This window comes from Achromobacter sp. T5-5, from assembly GCF_055397965.1.
This window is the reverse complement of record NZ_AP027919.1, coordinates 4,219,941-4,236,466: the sequence shown is the minus strand read 5'-3', so window position 1 is coordinate 4,236,466 and position 16,526 is coordinate 4,219,941. Positions and strand designations below refer to the sequence as shown.

General features: G+C 65.6%; 14 protein-coding genes and 1 tRNA gene. 11 read left to right on the top strand and 4 right to left on the bottom strand.

What is annotated here, in order from left to right; genetic code table 11:
* The first annotated feature begins 389 nt into the window (after window positions 1-389).
* The 11 genes from leuC (at window position 390) to ACZ50Q_RS19245 (ending at window position 11,716) form a co-directional block, all read left to right on the top strand.
* Window positions 390-1,793 (top strand): 3-isopropylmalate dehydratase large subunit, encoded by a 1,404-nt coding sequence (gene leuC, locus ACZ50Q_RS19295; RefSeq protein WP_092582097.1) that lies wholly within the window; start codon window positions 390-392, stop codon window positions 1,791-1,793.
* A 23-nt stretch (window positions 1,794-1,816) separates the two neighbouring features.
* Window positions 1,817-2,467 (top strand): 3-isopropylmalate dehydratase small subunit, encoded by a 651-nt coding sequence (gene leuD / locus ACZ50Q_RS19290; RefSeq protein WP_076521676.1) that lies wholly within the window; start codon window positions 1,817-1,819, stop codon window positions 2,465-2,467.
* Window positions 2,468-2,498: 31 nt separating this feature from the next.
* Window positions 2,499-3,575: a 3-isopropylmalate dehydrogenase gene (leuB, locus tag ACZ50Q_RS19285; protein ID WP_464079309.1), complete on the top strand. Its 1,077-nt coding sequence runs from the start codon at window positions 2,499-2,501 to the stop codon at window positions 3,573-3,575.
* Between the two features lie 209 nt (window positions 3,576-3,784).
* Window positions 3,785-4,915 carry an aspartate-semialdehyde dehydrogenase gene (asd, locus tag ACZ50Q_RS19280; protein ID WP_464079308.1) on the top strand — a complete coding sequence of 377 codons (1,131 nt, stop codon included), beginning with the start codon at window positions 3,785-3,787 and terminating at the stop codon, window positions 4,913-4,915.
* Window positions 4,916-5,155: 240 nt separating this feature from the next.
* Window positions 5,156-7,120 carry a type IV pilus assembly protein FimV gene (locus tag ACZ50Q_RS19275; protein WP_464079307.1) on the top strand — a complete coding sequence of 655 codons (1,965 nt, stop codon included), beginning with the start codon at window positions 5,156-5,158 and terminating at the stop codon, window positions 7,118-7,120.
* A gap of 3 nt (window positions 7,121-7,123) precedes the next feature.
* Window positions 7,124-7,930 carry a tRNA pseudouridine(38-40) synthase TruA gene (truA, locus tag ACZ50Q_RS19270; protein ID WP_464079306.1) on the top strand — a complete coding sequence of 269 codons (807 nt, stop codon included), beginning with the start codon at window positions 7,124-7,126 and terminating at the stop codon, window positions 7,928-7,930.
* Window positions 7,931-7,983: 53 nt separating this feature from the next.
* Entirely contained in the window at window positions 7,984-9,201 is a 1,218-nt protein-coding gene (locus tag ACZ50Q_RS19265; protein WP_464079305.1) for a TRAP transporter substrate-binding protein, read from the top strand.
* A 74-nt stretch (window positions 9,202-9,275) separates the two neighbouring features.
* Window positions 9,276-9,938: a phosphoribosylanthranilate isomerase gene (locus ACZ50Q_RS19260; RefSeq protein ID WP_092582103.1), complete on the top strand. Its 663-nt coding sequence runs from the start codon at window positions 9,276-9,278 to the stop codon at window positions 9,936-9,938.
* Between the two features lie 199 nt (window positions 9,939-10,137).
* A tRNA-Val gene (locus ACZ50Q_RS19255) sits at window positions 10,138-10,214 on the top strand.
* Between the two features lie 327 nt (window positions 10,215-10,541).
* Window positions 10,542-11,255 (top strand): tetratricopeptide repeat protein, encoded by a 714-nt coding sequence (locus ACZ50Q_RS19250; RefSeq protein ID WP_464079304.1) that lies wholly within the window; start codon window positions 10,542-10,544, stop codon window positions 11,253-11,255.
* Window positions 11,256-11,320: 65 nt separating this feature from the next.
* Window positions 11,321-11,716, top strand: a complete 396-nt coding sequence (locus tag ACZ50Q_RS19245; protein ID WP_464079303.1) for a YbaN family protein — start codon at window positions 11,321-11,323, stop codon at window positions 11,714-11,716.
* A 32-nt stretch (window positions 11,717-11,748) separates the two neighbouring features.
* On the opposite strand, the gene ACZ50Q_RS19240 is transcribed toward ACZ50Q_RS19245, so the two are convergent.
* Genes ACZ50Q_RS19240 through ACZ50Q_RS19225 form a run of 4 tightly spaced genes read right to left on the bottom strand, consistent with a single transcriptional unit; the run spans window position 11,749 to window position 16,519 of the window.
* Window positions 11,749-13,530, bottom strand: coding sequence for an IlvD/Edd family dehydratase (locus ACZ50Q_RS19240; RefSeq protein ID WP_464079302.1), 1,782 nt, complete (start codon window positions 13,528-13,530; stop codon window positions 11,749-11,751).
* 58 nt (window positions 13,531-13,588) lie between these two features.
* Window positions 13,589-14,605: a TRAP transporter substrate-binding protein gene (locus ACZ50Q_RS19235; RefSeq protein ID WP_092582107.1), complete on the bottom strand. Its 1,017-nt coding sequence runs from the start codon at window positions 14,603-14,605 to the stop codon at window positions 13,589-13,591.
* A 29-nt stretch (window positions 14,606-14,634) separates the two neighbouring features.
* A complete protein-coding gene (locus tag ACZ50Q_RS19230) occupies window positions 14,635-15,915 on the bottom strand; it encodes a TRAP transporter large permease (protein ID WP_076521666.1) in 1,281 nt (426 codons plus the stop codon).
* A 46-nt stretch (window positions 15,916-15,961) separates the two neighbouring features.
* Window positions 15,962-16,519 carry a TRAP transporter small permease gene (locus ACZ50Q_RS19225; protein ID WP_464079301.1) on the bottom strand — a complete coding sequence of 186 codons (558 nt, stop codon included), beginning with the start codon at window positions 16,517-16,519 and terminating at the stop codon, window positions 15,962-15,964.
* Window positions 16,520-16,526 lie beyond the last annotated feature (7 nt).

Sequence of the window (16,526 nt, the reverse complement as noted above, 5' to 3'; positions counted from 1 at the left end):
CTTCGTTGAATTTGCACGAACGCCGCTTAATCGAAAATGTATTATTTCTATTAATACGGATTATTACGTATTATTTCGATGAGTACGTCTCCAAAGCGAATGTCGATTATATCTATTTGAGAGTTCTGTATCTATTTTGTTTACCAATTTGTATCGAACCGGTTATTTGCCGGGTCGTGGGCCCTGTTATGTAATAAGTCGATACAACGCCCGTGATTGCCCTGTAACGACCGGCAGCGTGGTAGTTGTAGTACTGGTATATCAGGTGTGCTTGTACTAGGTTTGGGGGCTGGGCATAATTCCCTCATGCCGCAGCAGCCGGCGCGGCAGGGTAGCCTTTTACCCTCGCGCGAGGCTCGAGCCGGATTGTCTATTTGCAGAGCGCATCCATGGCCCAAACCCTTTACGACAAACTCTGGGACGCCCACATCGTCCACCAGGAATCAGACGGCACCTGTCTGCTCTATATCGACCGCCACCTGCTGCACGAGGTCACCAGCCCGCAGGCGTTCGAGGGGCTGACGCTGGCCGGCCGCAAGCCGTGGCGCACCGGCGCCAATCTGGCGGTGGCCGACCACAACGTGCCCACGCTGAATCGCGCCCAGGGCATCGACGATCCGATCTCGCGCCTGCAGGTCGACACGCTGGACGCCAACTGCGGCAAGTACGGCATCACCGAATTCCGCATGAACGACCTGCGCCAGGGCATCGTGCACGTCATCGGGCCGGAGCAGGGCGCCACCCTGCCGGGCATGACGGTGGTCTGTGGCGACTCGCACACCAGCACGCACGGCGCGCTGGGCGCGCTGGCCTTCGGCATCGGCACGTCCGAGGTCGAGCACGTGCTCGCGACGCAGACGCTGCTCATGAAGAAAGCCAAGAGCATGCTGATCAAGGTCGAAGGCGAACTGCCTTTCGGCTGTACCGCCAAGGACGTCGTGCTGCACATCATCGGCATCATCGGCACGGCCGGCGGCACGGGCCACGCGATCGAGTTCGCCGGCAGTACGATCCGCGCGCTGTCCGTCGAGGGCCGCATGACCGTCTGCAACATGGCGATCGAAGCCGGCGCGCGTTCGGGCATGGTGGCGGTCGACGACAAGACCATCGAATACTTCCGCGGCCGCCCCTTTGCCCCCACGGGCATCGTGTGGGATCAGGCAGTCAAGTACTGGCGCACCCTGCACACCGACGAAGGCGCCAAGTTCGACACGGTGGTGCAAGTCGATGCGCGCGACATCAAGCCGCAGGTGACCTGGGGCACGTCGCCGGAAATGGTGCTGCCGGTCGATTCCCGCGTGCCGGACCCCGACCGTGAAAAGGACGACGTGCGCCGCAGCGGCATGGAGCGCGCGCTCGAATACATGGGCCTGAAGCCCAACACGCCGCTGACCGACATCCGCGTGGACCGCGTGTTCATCGGCTCCTGCACGAATTCGCGCATCGAAGACCTGCGGGCGGCGGCCGTGGTGGCGCGCGGCAAGCGGGTCGCGTCCAATGTGCGGCAGGCGATGGTGGTGCCCGGCTCCGGCCTGGTGAAGCAACAGGCCGAGCGCGAAGGGCTGGACAAGATTTTCATTGAAGCCGGCTTCGAATGGCGTGAACCGGGCTGTTCGATGTGCCTGGCCATGAACGCCGACCGCCTCGAACCCGGCGAGCGCTGCGCGTCGACCTCCAACCGCAATTTCGAGGGACGGCAGGGACAGGGCGGCCGCACGCACCTGGTCAGCCCGGCCATGGCCGCCGCCGCGGCTGTCGCCGGCCATTTCGTCGACGTCCGCACGTTCCGTTAAGCGTCAAGCATCGAGTAAACAACATGCAAGCATTTACCACTCACGAAGGCCTGGTGGCGCCGCTCGACCGCGAAAACGTCGACACGGACCTCATCATCCCCAAGCAGTTCCTCAAATCCATCCAGCGCACGGGCTTCGGGCCCAACCTGTTCGACGAGCTGCGTTACCTGGACCACGGCGAACCGGGCATGGACAACAGCAAGCGTCCGCTGAACCCGGATTTCGTGCTGAATCAGCCGCGCTACCAGGGCGCCTCGATCCTGCTGGCCCGCAAGAACTTCGGTTGCGGTTCCAGCCGCGAGCACGCGCCGTGGGCGCTGACCCAGTTCGGCTTTCGCGCCATCATCGCGCCGTCCTACGCCGACATCTTTTTCAACAACAGCTTCAAGAACGGCCTCTTGCCGATCGTGCTGTCCGAACTGGAAGTGGCGCGCCTCTTTGACGAAGTGAAGGCCTTTCCCGGCTACAAGCTGAACATCGACCTCGACCGCCAGGTCGTGATCGCCGCGGATGGCCGCGCCATGGGCTTTGACATCGAGCCCTTCCGCAAGTATTGCCTTCTCAACGGCCTGGACGACATCGGCCTGACGCTGCGCCACGCCGACAAGATCCGCGCCTTCGAAGCCGAGCGCCTGGCCCGCCACCCGTGGCTGGAAAGCCGCCCGGTCGCCTGATCACTACCCATCGACCACAGGAACGCTCTCAATGACCCACAACATCGCAGTCTTGCCCGGCGACGGCATCGGCCCGGAAATCGTCGAACAGGCCGTGCGCGTCCTGAAGGCGCTGGACGTGCCCTTGGACATCAAGCAGGCGCCGGTCGGCGGCGCGGCATTCGACCAGTTCGAACACCCCCTGCCGCCCGCCACGCTGAACCTCGCCAAGGAATCGCACGCCGTGCTGTTCGGCGCGGTCGGCGACTGGAAGTACGACAGCCTGCCGCGTGAATTCCGGCCGGAACAGGCCATCCTGGGCCTGCGCAAGGCCCTGGGCCTGTTCGCCAACCTGCGTCCGGCGATTCTGTATCCGGAACTGGCAAGCGCCTCGTCGCTCAAGCCCGAGATCGTGTCGGGCCTGGACATCTTGATCATCCGCGAGCTCACCGGCGACATCTATTTCGGCACGCCGCGCGGCGTGCGTTCGTCGCCGGACGGCGCGTTCACCGGCGAGCGCGAAGGCTACGACACCATGCGCTACGCCGAATCCGAAGTGCGCCGCATTGCGCGCATCGGCTTCGAGTCGGCCCGTAAGCGCAACAAGAAGCTGTGCAGCGTCGACAAGGCCAACGTGCTGGAGACCTCGCAGTTCTGGCGCGACATCGTCATCGAGGTGGCGCGCGAGTACCCGGACGTCGAGCTGTCGCATATGTATGTCGACAACGCCGCCATGCAGCTCGTGCGCAATCCGCGCCAGTTCGACGTCATCGTCACCGGCAACCTGTTCGGCGACATTCTCTCGGACGAGGCGGCCATGCTGACCGGCTCGATCGGCATGCTGCCCTCGGCGTCGCTCAACGCCGGTGGCCAGGGCCTGTACGAACCCAGCCACGGTTCGGCGCCGGATATCGCGGGGCAGGGCATCGCCAACCCGCTCGCCACGATCCTGTCGGCCGCGATGCTGCTGCGCTATTCGCTGAACCTCGCGCCGCAGGCCGACCGCATCGAAGCGGCGGTGCGCAGCGTGTTGGCCAGCGGTCTTCGCACCGCCGACATCTTCGAACCCGGCACGACCAAGGTCAGCACCGCCGGCATGGGCGACGCCGTGCTCAAGGCGCTGGCCTGACAGGGTGCCAGCTGGTTTCACAGCCATCTATATAGATCTGTATGGATATATATAGGTAGAGGGAAGGGGCTGCCCGGGCGGCCCCTTCCGCTTCCTGGCCCCGTTTTTTTCTAGCTGCATCGCAACATCCCCGCGTGCATTCTGATAAATTGTTGAATTGCACGGAATTTCCCCTCCCATCTTGTCACCCCATTTAAAGAGCGATTGAAATGAATCAAGCAGTAGGCCTTGTCGGCTGGCGCGGTATGGTCGGCTCGGTGCTCATGCAACGCATGCGCGACGAGAACGACTTCGCACTGATCGAACCGGTGTTTTTCTCCACCAGCAACGCTGGCGGCGCGGCGCCCACTTGGGCGACCGGCGCGGGCCCGCTGCAAGACGCCTACAACATCGACGCTCTGAAAAAACTGCCGATCATCGTGACGGCGCAAGGCGGGGACTACACCTCCGAGGTCTATCCCAAGCTGCGCGGCGCGGGCTGGAACGGCATCTGGATCGACGCGGCCAGCACCCTGCGCATGGCCGACGACGCCATCATCGTGCTGGATCCGGTCAATCGTCCGGTGATCGACGCGGCCCTCAAGCGCGGCGTGCGCAACTTCATCGGCGGCAACTGCACGGTGAGCTGCATGCTGATGGGCCTGGCGGGCCTCTTCAACAACGACCTGGTCGAATGGATGACCTCCATGACCTACCAGGCCGCGTCCGGCGGCGGCGCGCAGCACATGCGTGAACTGCTGACCCAGTTCGGCGAGATCAACCAGTCGGTCAAGTCCCTGCTGGACGACCCCGCGTCGGCCATCCTGGAAATCGACCGTGGCGTGCTGGCCAAGCAGAAGGACGCTGCGCTGCCCCACGAGCACTTTGGCGTGCCGCTGGGCGGCAACCTGATTCCCTGGATCGACAAGGACCTGGGCAACGGGATGTCCAAGGAAGAATGGAAGGGCGAGGTCGAGACCAACAAGATCCTGGGCCGCGGCGCCGCGTTCGGCACGCCCGCCACCCCGATCGACGGCCTGTGCGTGCGCATCGGCGCGATGCGCTGCCACAGCCAGGCGCTGACCATCAAACTCAAGCGCGACGTGCCGCTCGACGAAATCGAAGCCCTCATCGCGCAGGGCACGCAGTGGGCCAAGGTCGTTCCCAACACCAAGGAAGCCACCGTCTCGGCGCTCACCCCGGTCGCCGTCACCGGCACGCTGGACATCCCGGTGGGACGCCTGCGCAAGCTGTCGATGGGTTCGCAGTACCTGGGCGCCTTCACGGTCGGCGACCAGCTCTTGTGGGGCGCCGCCGAACCGCTGCGCCGCATGCTGCGCATTGCGCTGAACGAAGCCTGATGCCCGACCGGGCGGCGCCTCGGGCTGCCCGGACCTTCGCCAGAGCAATCAGGGCACCTTCGGGTGCCCTTGTTTTTTGCGGCGCGTGTGCCCGCCGGCCAAGGTGCATGCCCCTTTCAGGTTTGTGAAATGCGCTTGATCCATTACACTTTTCGGGTGAATCGAGGCCTTTTTTTGCGCTGCAAATGGCGCGAATGGGCCTAAGCCCGTAATTCGATTACAAGAACGGAATTCCAGCTTATGACCCAGCGTTCGCGCCAAGTGAAGCATGCCCGCCGTTTGAAGACCCTTCAGTGGGCAATTGCGCTGGCGATCGGTTCAAGCGTCTGCGGTTCGGCGCTGGCCATGCGCGTGGGGCATTCGCGCGTCGTTTCCGTGCCCGGCGCGCCGCTGCAGGCGCTGGTGGGCCTGCAGGAATTGACGCCCGAAGAGATCAGCTCGCTCAAGGTGTCCATTGCGGACGAAGCTGCGTGGCAGCGCGCCGGCGTCAAGCCGCCGGTGCCGTTGGCCAGCATGGTGGTCCGGGTCGAGAACGGCATGGATCCCACGCGCAAGAATCTGCGGGTGCGGTCTGTGCAGGCGCCGGCGAGCGGCGCTGTCGACCTGCTGCTCGACATCAATTCCAGTTCGGGCCAGCGGCAGGTGCAGGTCAGCATCCTGGTGCCCCTGCGCGGCACCGGCGCTGACATCACGCCCGCCGCCGTGGGCGGGCCCGCCAGGGCTGGCGGGACGTCGGGCTCCGTCACGGTGAAATCGGGCGACTACCTTTTCGCCATCGCCCAGCGCAATGCCGTGCCCAACGCGTCGGTCTACCAGATGCTGGTGGCATTGTGGCGCGCCAATCCGCAGGCCTTCATCCAGAACAACATGAATCTGGTGCGCGCCGGCCAGACGCTCAAGATTCCAGATGCCGCCACGGTGCGCGCCATTGATCCGGCCGAAGCGCGCCGCATCTTCAACGAACATGCCGAGGCCTACGCCAAGTACCGCGGTCGCGTGGGGGCGGCAGCAGGCGCGAACCCATCGGTCGTCAAGGGACAGGACGCCGCCTCCGGCACCGTCGCCCCGCCGGCCGACGCGGGCGTGGCCAGCGCCGCGCCGGCGCAGGACCGTGTGCGCCTGTCCACCGGCCAGGCGCAGGACAGCGCCGCCGCCCAGGCCGAGGCGCAGGCTGATGCCAAGACCTCGTCCGAACGCGCCCTGGCGGACGCGCGCGGACGCGTGGACCAACTTCAAAGCAACGTCGACGACCTGACCAAGGCCGTCGCCCAGCAATCGGCCGGGGCGGGTGCCACGGGCGCTGCTGGAGCGGCGGGAGTGGCAGGCGCAGCGGGTACGCCGGGCGCGGCAGGCGCACCGGGCGCAGCAGGCACGCCGGGCGCAGCAGGCGCACCGGGCACGGCAGGTACTTCGGGCGCAGCAGGCGCACCGGGCACGGCAGGTACTTCGGGCGCAGCAGGCACGCCGGGCACGGCAGGGACGCCGGGCGCGGCAGGTACTTCGGGCGCAGCAGGCACGCCGGGCGCAGCAGGCGCACCGGGCACGGCAGGTACTTCGGGCGCAGCAGGCACGCCGGGCACGGCAGGCACGCCGGCCGCAGCAGGCACGCCGGGCGCGGCAGGTACGCCGGGCGCAGCAGGTACGCCGGGCGCAGCAGGTACGGCGGGCACGACAGGCACTCCGGGCTCGGAAGGCACTTCGGGCGCAGCAGGCACCCCGGGTGTGGCGGGCACGCCGGGTGCAGCGGGCACGCCGGGCACAGCAGGTGCACCGGGCGCAGCAGGCGCTTCGGGCACAGCAGGCGCGCCGGGCACAGCAGGCACGCCGGGCACAGCAGGCACGCCGGGCACAGCAGGCATCCCCGGCGCAGCAGGCACCCCCGGCGCGGCCGGATCGTCGCCCGCCGCATCCGACAAGCCCGTCGGCACGCTCCCCGACAAGACCGTTCAGACGGGCATGCCCGGCTGGCTGGCCGACAATCTGCTCGTGATCGTTACCGCGGTGCTGGCGCTTGTCGCCTTCGCCATCGCCTGGCTGTTGCGCCGGGCTGGCGCACGGCGCGACGACGATGATGAGGATAGCTATACCGACAACGAGCCGGTGCTGGACACGGCAGCGCTGAACCGCAGGCTCGACACCATCAATCTCGACCTGGACGTACCGCCCACGGACGAACCGCGCCGTGTCGGCGGTCCTCGGGTTTGAAGCATGTCTAGAGTTGCATTGGGGCTGGCGTATGACGGCTCCGCCTGGCAGGGTTGGCAGACACAGCCGCACCGGCAGACGGTGCAGGACTCGCTGGAGTCCGCCCTGGCCAGTTTCTGCGGCGTCGCCGAGCCGGTCCCCACGATCTGCGCCGGCCGCACCGACACCGGTGTGCACGGGGCAATGCAGGTGGTCCATCTGGACACCACGCTGAACCGCAGAACGGAATCCTGGGTGCGCGGCGTGAACGCGTTCCTGCCGCCCAGCATTTCGGTGCAGTGGGCCCAGGAAGTCTCCGACGAATTCCATGCGCGTTTTTCCGCTCGCGCACGCACCTATGTATACCTGCTCTGGCGTGGCCGGGTTCGTCCGGCGCTGTGGGCAGGCCGTGCCGGCTGGTGTTTCCAGCCGCTGGATGTGGACGCCATGCGCGAGGCGGCGAAGGCCTTGATCGGCGAGCACGACTTTTCCAGCTTCCGGTCGTCGCAATGCCAGGCCAAGCACCCGGTGCGGCACATGCATCGCCTGGACATCGAGGAGCGCGGGCCATTCCTGGTCTTCACGCTGAAGGCGAATGCATTCCTGCACCACATGGTGCGCAACATCATGGGCGCGCTGCTGCAGATCGGGCAGGGCAGGGAATCGGTCGACTGGATGCCGCAGCTCCTGGCCTGGCGTGACCGCAGGCGGGGCGCGCCTACGTTCGCGCCCGATGGCCTGTATCTGGCCGCCATCGACTATCCCGACGCCTTCGGCTTGCAGGAACTCGACGGCGGGGCCACGCTGTTGTCGCCCTTTACTCAATCCTGAGGGACGCCGCCACCCCGGCGGCGCATTCCCGCGCCTTATCGGAGGCATGCGTCATGCAACGCCGCGCGTTTTTGAAGCAAACCGCCTTGGCCGCCGCGGGCGGCGCCGTGTTGGGCAAGGTCGTCGCCCAGGATGCGTCTGGCGTCGCGCAGGATGCGCTGCCCCCGGCACCGGATGCCGCGCCCGCCGTCCCCGACGCGCCGCCCGCCGTGCCGCACGCCCCGCCCGCCGCCGCCGATGCGCCCGCCATCGTGCAGGAGGCGCCCCGGCTGACCTGGCGATTGGCCTCGACCTTCCCGAACGAGTCGCCCACGCTCTTTGCCGGCGCCGAAGACGTCGCTCGCTACGTGGCCGATGTCACGGAAGGGCGCTTCGTCATCGAAATCCTGCCGGCCGGCAAACTGCCGCGGCCCGACCAAGTCCTGCAAGCCGTGCAGCGCCGCGACGTCGACTGCGGCCACACGGTGTCCACCCGCTATTTCGATACCGACCCGGCCCTTTCGTTTGATGCCTGCGTGCCGTTCGGGCTGAACACCCGCCAGATGAGCGCGTGGATGAACCAGGGCGAAGGCCTGACGCTCACGCGCGAGGCGTTCGGCAGATACGGCATTTTGAACTTCCCTTGCGGCCAAACCGGCGCGCAGATGGGAGGGTGGTTTCGCGGTGAGATCAAGACGGTCGAGGACCTGCGCGGCCTCAAGGTGCACGCGGGCGGCTTTGCCCGTCACGTGCTGGCGCGTCTGGGCGCCGTGCCCGTCGACATACCCGTGGAACAGGCCTACGCCGCGCTGGAAGATGGCCGCGTGGACGCGGTGGCGTGGATCGGTCCCTACGACGACGAGCGCCTTTCCCTTTACAAGGTGGCGCGCAACTACTATTTCCCGGGATGGTGGGCGGGGACCCAGCAATTGTCGCTCTACGTGAACAAGGCCGCGTACGACGAATTACCGAAGCCCTTCCAGTCCGCGCTGTCGCTGGCCTGCGCCATGGCCACCGGCAACATGATCGCCCAGTACGATGCAGGCAATCCGGACGCGCTGCGCCGGCTGGTGTCGCAGGGCGCGCAACTGAAGGCGTTCCCGAGGCCGGTCCTGCAGGCCTGCTACGAGGCCTCGCTGGCGGCTTACAATGAACTCAGCGCCAAAGACCCGATGTTCAAGCGGCTCTACGACAGCATGCTGGCTTTCCGCAACAAGCAGGCCCCGTGGTCCCGCATGGCCGAGGGCAGCTTCGACAACATGGTGGCCACGCTGGGCGCGCAGGGCGCCTAGCCCCGCCAGCGCCCGGGACATAATCCCCCGGCCCCGGCAAGTCGCCGCGGGACCACACTCCTCTTGAAAATGCCATGCGTACACGCATCAAGATCTGCGGGCTGACCCGCGAAGAAGACATCGACGCCGCCGTCTCGGCCGGCGCGGACGCGATCGGCTTCGTGTTCTATCCGAAGAGCAAGCGTTGCCTCACGCCGACCCGCGCCGCGCAACTGCGCCGCGCGGTGCCGGCATTCGTCGATGTCGTCGCGCTTTTCGTGAATGCCGAAGACGAGCTTGTCCGCACCGTGCAGGGCGAAGTCGGCCCCGACCTGCTGCAATTCCATGGCGACGAATCGCCGCTGGACTGCGCGCGCTACGGCCACCGCTTCCTGCGGGCTTTCCGCGCCGGCGCGCCCGGCCTGGACACGGCGGACACGCTGGCCTCCGCGTGCCGCGCGTACGGCGAGGCGGCGGGCTGGCTGTTCGACAGCTACAGCGCGGGCTACGGCGGGAGCGGACACGGGTTCGATTACGCGCTGCTCGACGACGTGCGGGCCGATCCGGTCTCGCGTCCCTTGATCCTGTCCGGCGGATTGAACGCCGAGAACGTGGGCGCCGCGATCGAAAAGGTGCGTCCTTGGGCGATCGATGTGAGTAGTGGCGTTGAAGTCGAGCAAGGAATAAAAAGTTCTGATAGAATCTCGTTCTTCGTTGCTGCGGCACATGACGCAGACACGAAGTTGAAGGGTAGTTAGTAGTAGTTAGAATTAGTGCCAGGCTTGCGAGGCATGCGGAATTAATCTTCCAAATGCGTTGTGCAAGGGTGAAAAGACTTTAGCGAAACTAGGCTAAACCAATCCCCAAAGCGCATAAAACCGGCAATAAAAAATGCAAAAAATCTTCCAAGACGATTTGCATAGTTTAAAAAAGCACTATATAATTCTTCTTCTTTGCAGGCGGTTAGCTCAGCTGGTTAGAGCGCCACGTTGACATCGTGGAGGTCGTTGGTTCGATTCCAATACCGCCTACCAAATTCCTGCAAAGGTGTGTTCGATAGAGCTAGTCGGACACAGACCTGAAAAGCCGCGTAAGTCATATGACTTCGCGGCTTTTTGCATTTCTTCCCGATTTTCGCGCAGTATCTGGATCGGGTGGCGCATTTTTTGCCGCGTCCATTTTGCCGCGTCGGTGGCGGCTAACTGATTCGCGGTATGCAGGTTGATTACAAAAATGCCGCTTCAGAGGCGCGAAGATAATGCGCTACGGTTTGCTCCCTTATCAGCCAAACCAACAGGCATCATCGGCACCCCATCCCATACTGCCGGTATATTCCGTCCTTCCCCCATCAAAGCCCGCCCATGCATTCCACTCTGAAGGCGATACTTCTGGCCCATTTGCTGTGGCTGCCGGCCTGCGCAATCAAGGCACCGGCGCCAGCGCAGGCGCGTCCCGAGGAAGCGCCGATGTATGCCGGCGGCGATCGCCGCGCGGCTGCGGCGTTGCGGGCGGGCGACGAGCAGCAGGCCGTGGAGGCGACGAAAAAGTTCGGATCTCCGAGCGCGGCCGCGCAGGCGAAGATTGAGCAGGGATACCGCCTGCATCGCGAAAACCAGTCTGGCCTGGCCATGCGGCGCTTCAATCAGGCCTGGTTGCTGAACCCGGACAATCCCGAGGTGTATGCGGGCTTTGCGGCGTTGCTCGAAGACCAGCGCAAGGTATGCCAGGCGATGAGCATGATGGATCGGGCAATGAGCTTGAACCCGCCGACGTTTCGGGGCCTTTATGCGGATGCCGGCCGGATCGCGGCGCGTTGCGCGGCGGAGGACAAGACGCTGCCGCCCGAGGCCCGCATTGCGGCCACGGCGCGTTCGGACGAGTGGTATCGCAAAGGCGAGGCCGTGGAGCCGGACAAGGGCTATCTGTATGCCTCGTGGGCGACCGCCTACTACTCGCGCGGCCAGTTCGGCGAAGCGTGGGCCATGGTCCATAAATCGCGCGCGGCCGGGGGCAGCCCCAGCGCGGATTTCGTGCGGATGCTGCGCGCCAGGATGCCGGAGCCTGCCTCGTCGTGAGTCCAGCGCCGCGCCCGCGCGGGGCGGCAACGTGACCGGGCAATTGCGATATCCTGCACACCATCATGATGAGAGCACTTTGGTTATGCCTGGGCTGTCTGATGCTGGCCCTGGGCGTCATCGGCGCCTTCCTGCCGGTGATGCCGACGACGATCTTCCTGATCCTGGCAGTGGCCTGCTTTTCCCGCTCGTCGCCACGGCTCGAGAAATGGCTGCTGGATAGTCCGACGTACGGCCCGTCGTTGCGCGCGTGGCGCGAGCAGGGCGCCGTGTCGCGCAAGGGGAAGGCGTACGCTTGCGTGGGGATGGCGGCGGGCTATCTGCTGTTTTACTGGAGCGCGCATCCCTCGTTGGCGCTCGCCATCGGCGTGGGCATCTTCTTTCTGGCCAGCGCGGCGTATGTCGTCAGCCGGCCGAGCCCGAAGATCGACGGGTCGGCCGGCACGCGGCCAGGCGAGTAGCCTGCGCCCGTCGACCGACCCGGCATCCTCTTTCAATGTGAATGCCGCGGATCGCCGCGCGTCTCCACCACCTTCAAATAAAGGGTTGCAGCCTCCAGGCAGCCGCCCGTCGACAACTGCCCCACGGTCTGCCGGTACAGTTCCTGCCAGGGCGTCTGCGAGGGCGGCGCTTCGTACGGCGGATCCTGGCGACGCTTGTCCAATTCCGCTTCGTCCACCAGCAAGGTGACCGACCGCTGGTTCAAATCGACCCGGATCCTGTCGCCCGTGCGCAGCAGCGCCAATCCGCCGCCCACCGCGGCTTCGGGCGACATGTTCAGGATCGACGGACTAGCTGAGGTGCCGCTCTGGCGCCCGTCTCCCATGCAGGGCAGCGAGTCGATGCCGCGCTTGAGCAGGTGCGAAGGGGGCGCCATGTTCACGACTTCCGCGCTTCCCGGGTAGCCGACCGTGCCGGCGCCGCGGATCACCAGGATGCAATGCTCGTCGATATTCAGGGCAGGGTCCTCGATGCGGGCGTGATAGTCCTCCGGTCCCTCGAACACGATGGCCCGCGCCTCGAATGCGTTCTCCGAACCGGGTTCGGACAGGTAGGCGCGGCGGAATGCCTCGCCCACGACCGACATCTTGATGATGGCGCTGTCAAAGAAATTGCCCGACAGCACGATGAAGCCCGCGCGGTGCTTGAGCGGCGCGTCGCAAGTACGGATCACGTCGGCGTTGTGGGTCTTGGACGCGGCGGCGATCTCGCCGATGGTCTTGCCGGACACGGTCCGGCAGTCCGGATGCAGGCGGCCGGCGGCCTGCAGTTCATGCAAGACGGCCGGCACCCCGCCCGCGCGGTGAAATCCTTCGCCGAGGTGTTCGCCCGCTGGCACGCAATTGACCAGCAAGGGCACGTCTTCGCCCAGCCGCTGCCAGTCGTCCAGGCTCAGGTCGATGCCCGCGTGGCGGGCCATGGCGATCAGGTGGGGCGGGCAGTTGGTGGACGCGCCCAGGGCCGACGCGACGACGATGGCGTTCTCGAACGCCTGGCGGGTCATGATGTGGGACGGACGCAGGTCCTCGCGCACCAGGTCGCAGATGCGCATGCCGGTGGCATAGGCCATCTGGCCGCGCTCGCGGTAGGGCGCGGGGATGCTGGCGCAGGTGGGCAGGGACATGCCCAGCGCTTCGGCCAGCGAGTTCATGGACAGGGCGGTGCCCATGGTGTTGCAGTGGCCGATCGACGGCGACGAGGCGGTCGCCAGCGTCATGAAGCCTTCGTAGTCCAGCTTGCCCGCGGCCATCAGGTTGCGCGCGTGCCAGATGACGGTGCCCGATCCCACGCGCTGGCCTTCATGCCAGCCATCCAGCATGGGACCGCCGGACAGCACGATGGCCGGGATGTCCACCGTGGCCGCGGCCATGAGACAGGCAGGGGTGGTCTTGTCGCAGCCCGTGGTCAGGACCACGCCGTCCAGCGGATAGCCATGCAGGATCTCCACCAGGCCCAGGTAAGCCAGGTTCCGGTCCAGCGCGGCGGTGGGCCGGCGGCCTTGCTCGGCAAGGGGGTGCACCGGGAATTCCATGGGGATGCCGCCCGCGTCCCGGATGCCGGCCTTGATGCGTTCGGCCAGCGCCAGATGATGGCGGTTGCAGGGCGCCAGGTCGCTGCCGGTCTGGGCGATGCCGATGATGGGCCGCCCCGATTGCAGTTCCTGGCGCGTCAGGCCGTAGTTGAGATAGCGCTCGACGTAGATCGCCGTCATATCGGCGTGCGAGGGATCGTCGAACCATTTCTGGCTGCGCAGTCTGCGCGGTGTCTGGGACATGGCTGTCTCGCTTGCTTCGGTTGCATACAGGCCCGGACCGGCGTCCGGGCCGCCAGGGCTAGTTGCGCGCCTTCTGGATTTCGTCGTTCAACTGCTTGACCAGTTCCGGCCCGAGTTCCTGGGTGTACTTGTCGACCACGGGCTGCACCTTCTGGCGCATGCGGGCGACTTCCTCAGGCGAAACCGTGTTGATCTTCATGCCGTTCTTTTCCAGCGTGCCCATGGCCTTGGTGGAATCGGCGCGGCTGTCCTTGCGTTCGAAATCGCGCGACGCCGCCGCGGCCTGGCGGATGAGCTTCTGTTCGTCCGGCGACAAGGTGTCCCACCATTTCTTGGAAGCCATCACCACCCACGGCGTGTAGACGTGGCGCGTAATGGTCAGGTAGGGCTGCACTTCATAGAACTTGCTGCTCTGGATCGTGGTGATGGGATTTTCCTGGCCGTCCACCGTGCGGGTTTCCAGCGCGGTGAAGAGTTCCGAGAACGGCATCGGCACGGCATTGGCGCCCAGCGTGTTGAAGACGCCCAGCGCGATCTGGTTCTGCATGACGCGCAGCTTGATCCCCTCCAGATCTTCGGCGCGCGTGATCGGGCGCTTGGAATTGGTCATGTTGCGAAAGCCGTTTTCCCAGTAGACCAGGCCGACCAGCCCCTTGGCTTCGAGCTTTTTCAGGAGGTCCTGGCCGAGCTGCCCGTCCAGCACCGCATCGGCTTCCTTTTCGCTGTTGAACAGAAACGGCAGGTCGAACACGCCAAATTCCTTGACCATGCCGGCCAGGGGGGCGGTCGAACCCACCATCATTTCCTGCGCGCCGCCCACCAGCGCGCTTTGCATCTGCTCGTCGGAGCCCAGGTTGGCCGATCCGAAGGTCCTCATCTTGAGCTTGCCGCCGCTCGCTTTTTCGAGTTCCTGCGCCAGGTAGCGGGCCGCGCGGCCCTGCACGCTTTCCTCGTTCAGCCCGTAGCCGAAGCGGATGAGGCGCGGTTTGACGTCCGCGGCCGCGGCCACGCCGGCGACTGTGCAGGACAGCACCGTGGCCAGGACAAGAATGCGGGTCTTGAAATGCTTGATCATGGTGTTCCTCCTTGGGGTTTCAGGTGCCGCTAGTGCAGCCAGCGTGCGGGTACGGTGATCAGTTCGGGAAAGATCACCAGCAGGATCAACAGCAGGGTGTAGGCCACGACGTAGCGCCACACCCCTTTGCAGATGGTTTCCATATTGATGCGGGCGACGCCGCAGACGACGTTGAGCACCGTGCCCACCGGGGGCGTCAGCAGGCCGACGCTGCCGACCATGACGAACATGACGCCGAAGTACACGGGGTCGATGCCTGCCTTGGTGACCACGGGCATCAGCACGGGACCGAGGATCAGGATGGTCGGGGTCAGGTCCATCACCGTGCCCACCAGCGTCAGCAGGATCAGCAGCGCGAACATCAGCAGCTTGGGCTGGTCCATGACGGGCTCGAGCAGCGCGATCAGATCCTGCGGCAAATCGGCCAGGGTGATCATGTACGACGAGACCATGGCGGCGGCCACCAGAAACATGACGACGGCAGTGGTGCGCGCGGCGTTGATGAAAAGGCGGCCCAGGTCGCGCAGCCCGATCTCCCGATAGACGAAAAGGCTGACCAGAAGCGCATACACGGCCGCGACGACGGCGGCTTCCGTCGGCGTGAAGATGCCGCCCCGCAGGCCGCCAATGATGATGACCGGCAGCATGAGCGCCCAGAGGGAGCCGCGCAGCGCCTTCCAACGGTTGCTCCAGGGCTCGCGTGGCGAAGGCGTGATGCTGCCGTGCTTGCGCGCCACCCAGGTCCAGACGGTCACCAGCGTCAGGCCCATCATCAGGCCGGGCGCAATGCCGGCGAAGAACAGCTTGGTGATCGACACGTTGGTGGCGACCCCGAAAATGATGAATGAGATCGACGGCGGGATGATGGGGGCGATGATGCCGCCGGCCGCGATCAGGCCCGACGCCTGGCCGGCGTCATAGCCCTTGTCGCGCAGCATGGGGATCAGCAGCGAGCCCAATGCCGCCGCGTCGGCCACGGCCGACCCCGACAGCGAGGCGAGCAATACGCTGGCGAAGATGGCGACATAGCCCAGGCCGCCCTGGATGTGGCCCACGAAGGTGTTGGCCAGGTGAACGATGCGGCGCGAAATGCCGCCGGCGTTCATGACTTCGCCGGCCAGCATGAAGAGCGGCACCGCCATCAGCGTGAAGCTGTTGGCGCCCGACAACATGTTCTGGGCAAGGAGCTGGGTGTCGAAGAAATCCAGCTGGAACATCATGACGATCGCACTGATGATCAACGCGAACGCGATCGGCATGCCCAGGGCAATCAGCCCCAGCAGCACAACGAGGAAAATGGTCAGGATCATTGCAGGTATCCGGGCGGATGGTTGGAGGCGCGCGGGGAGGGCCGGGTCAGACGGCCGGGTCTTCCGGGCTGGACTCGGCCGGCAGCGGGCCGCCCGCGATCACGCGGACCAGATCGATGAGCGTCAGGATGCTCATGGCCACGGCGGCGTACAGCCCGGCCGCGCTGAACACCGCTACGGGCATGCCGGTGACCGGCAGCACGGTGTCCAGGCCAATGGCCGTCTGGACCCAGCTTCCCTCGGCCATCAGCCACAGCACCCACAGGATCAGCAACTGGCAGGCGATGTGCGTCACCCGGCGGGCGGCCGGGCCGAAGCGTTCCACCAGCATGGTCACGCCGATGTGCTGGTGTTCCCGCAGCGCGATCACCGCGCCCAGGAAAATCATCCAGACGAAGGCCAGGCGGGAGATCTCGTCGGAGACGTTGATGCCGGAGTTAAAGAGATAGCGCAGCGCCACGTTGCCGAACAGCAGCACGACCATGGCGCTCAGACAGACGACCATCAGCCAGGTCTGCAGCGCAAAGCACCAGTCCGCGGCGCGGGATAGCGGCGAACGGCCGGGACGCGTGGGTCCCGGCCGCCCCGAGGGGGAAGCTTGCATGTTTGTC

Coding starts and splice junctions, on each gene's coding strand:
- leuC (WP_092582097.1), top strand. CDS start 390: ATGGCCCAAACCCTTTACGACAAACTCTGGGACGCCCACATCGTCCAC.
- leuD (WP_076521676.1), top strand. CDS start 1,817: ATGCAAGCATTTACCACTCACGAAGGCCTGGTGGCGCCGCTCGACCGC.
- leuB (WP_464079309.1), top strand. CDS start 2,499: ATGACCCACAACATCGCAGTCTTGCCCGGCGACGGCATCGGCCCGGAA.
- asd (WP_464079308.1), top strand. CDS start 3,785: ATGAATCAAGCAGTAGGCCTTGTCGGCTGGCGCGGTATGGTCGGCTCG.
- ACZ50Q_RS19275 (WP_464079307.1), top strand. CDS start 5,156: ATGACCCAGCGTTCGCGCCAAGTGAAGCATGCCCGCCGTTTGAAGACC.
- truA (WP_464079306.1), top strand. CDS start 7,124: ATGTCTAGAGTTGCATTGGGGCTGGCGTATGACGGCTCCGCCTGGCAG.
- ACZ50Q_RS19265 (WP_464079305.1), top strand. CDS start 7,984: ATGCAACGCCGCGCGTTTTTGAAGCAAACCGCCTTGGCCGCCGCGGGC.
- ACZ50Q_RS19260 (WP_092582103.1), top strand. CDS start 9,276: ATGCGTACACGCATCAAGATCTGCGGGCTGACCCGCGAAGAAGACATC.
- ACZ50Q_RS19250 (WP_464079304.1), top strand. CDS start 10,542: ATGCATTCCACTCTGAAGGCGATACTTCTGGCCCATTTGCTGTGGCTG.
- ACZ50Q_RS19245 (WP_464079303.1), top strand. CDS start 11,321: ATGATGAGAGCACTTTGGTTATGCCTGGGCTGTCTGATGCTGGCCCTG.
- ACZ50Q_RS19240 (WP_464079302.1), bottom strand. CDS start 13,530: ATGTCCCAGACACCGCGCAGACTGCGCAGCCAGAAATGGTTCGACGAT.
- ACZ50Q_RS19235 (WP_092582107.1), bottom strand. CDS start 14,605: ATGATCAAGCATTTCAAGACCCGCATTCTTGTCCTGGCCACGGTGCTG.
- ACZ50Q_RS19230 (WP_076521666.1), bottom strand. CDS start 15,915: ATGATCCTGACCATTTTCCTCGTTGTGCTGCTGGGGCTGATTGCCCTG.
- ACZ50Q_RS19225 (WP_464079301.1), bottom strand. CDS start 16,519: ATGCAAGCTTCCCCCTCGGGGCGGCCGGGACCCACGCGTCCCGGCCGT.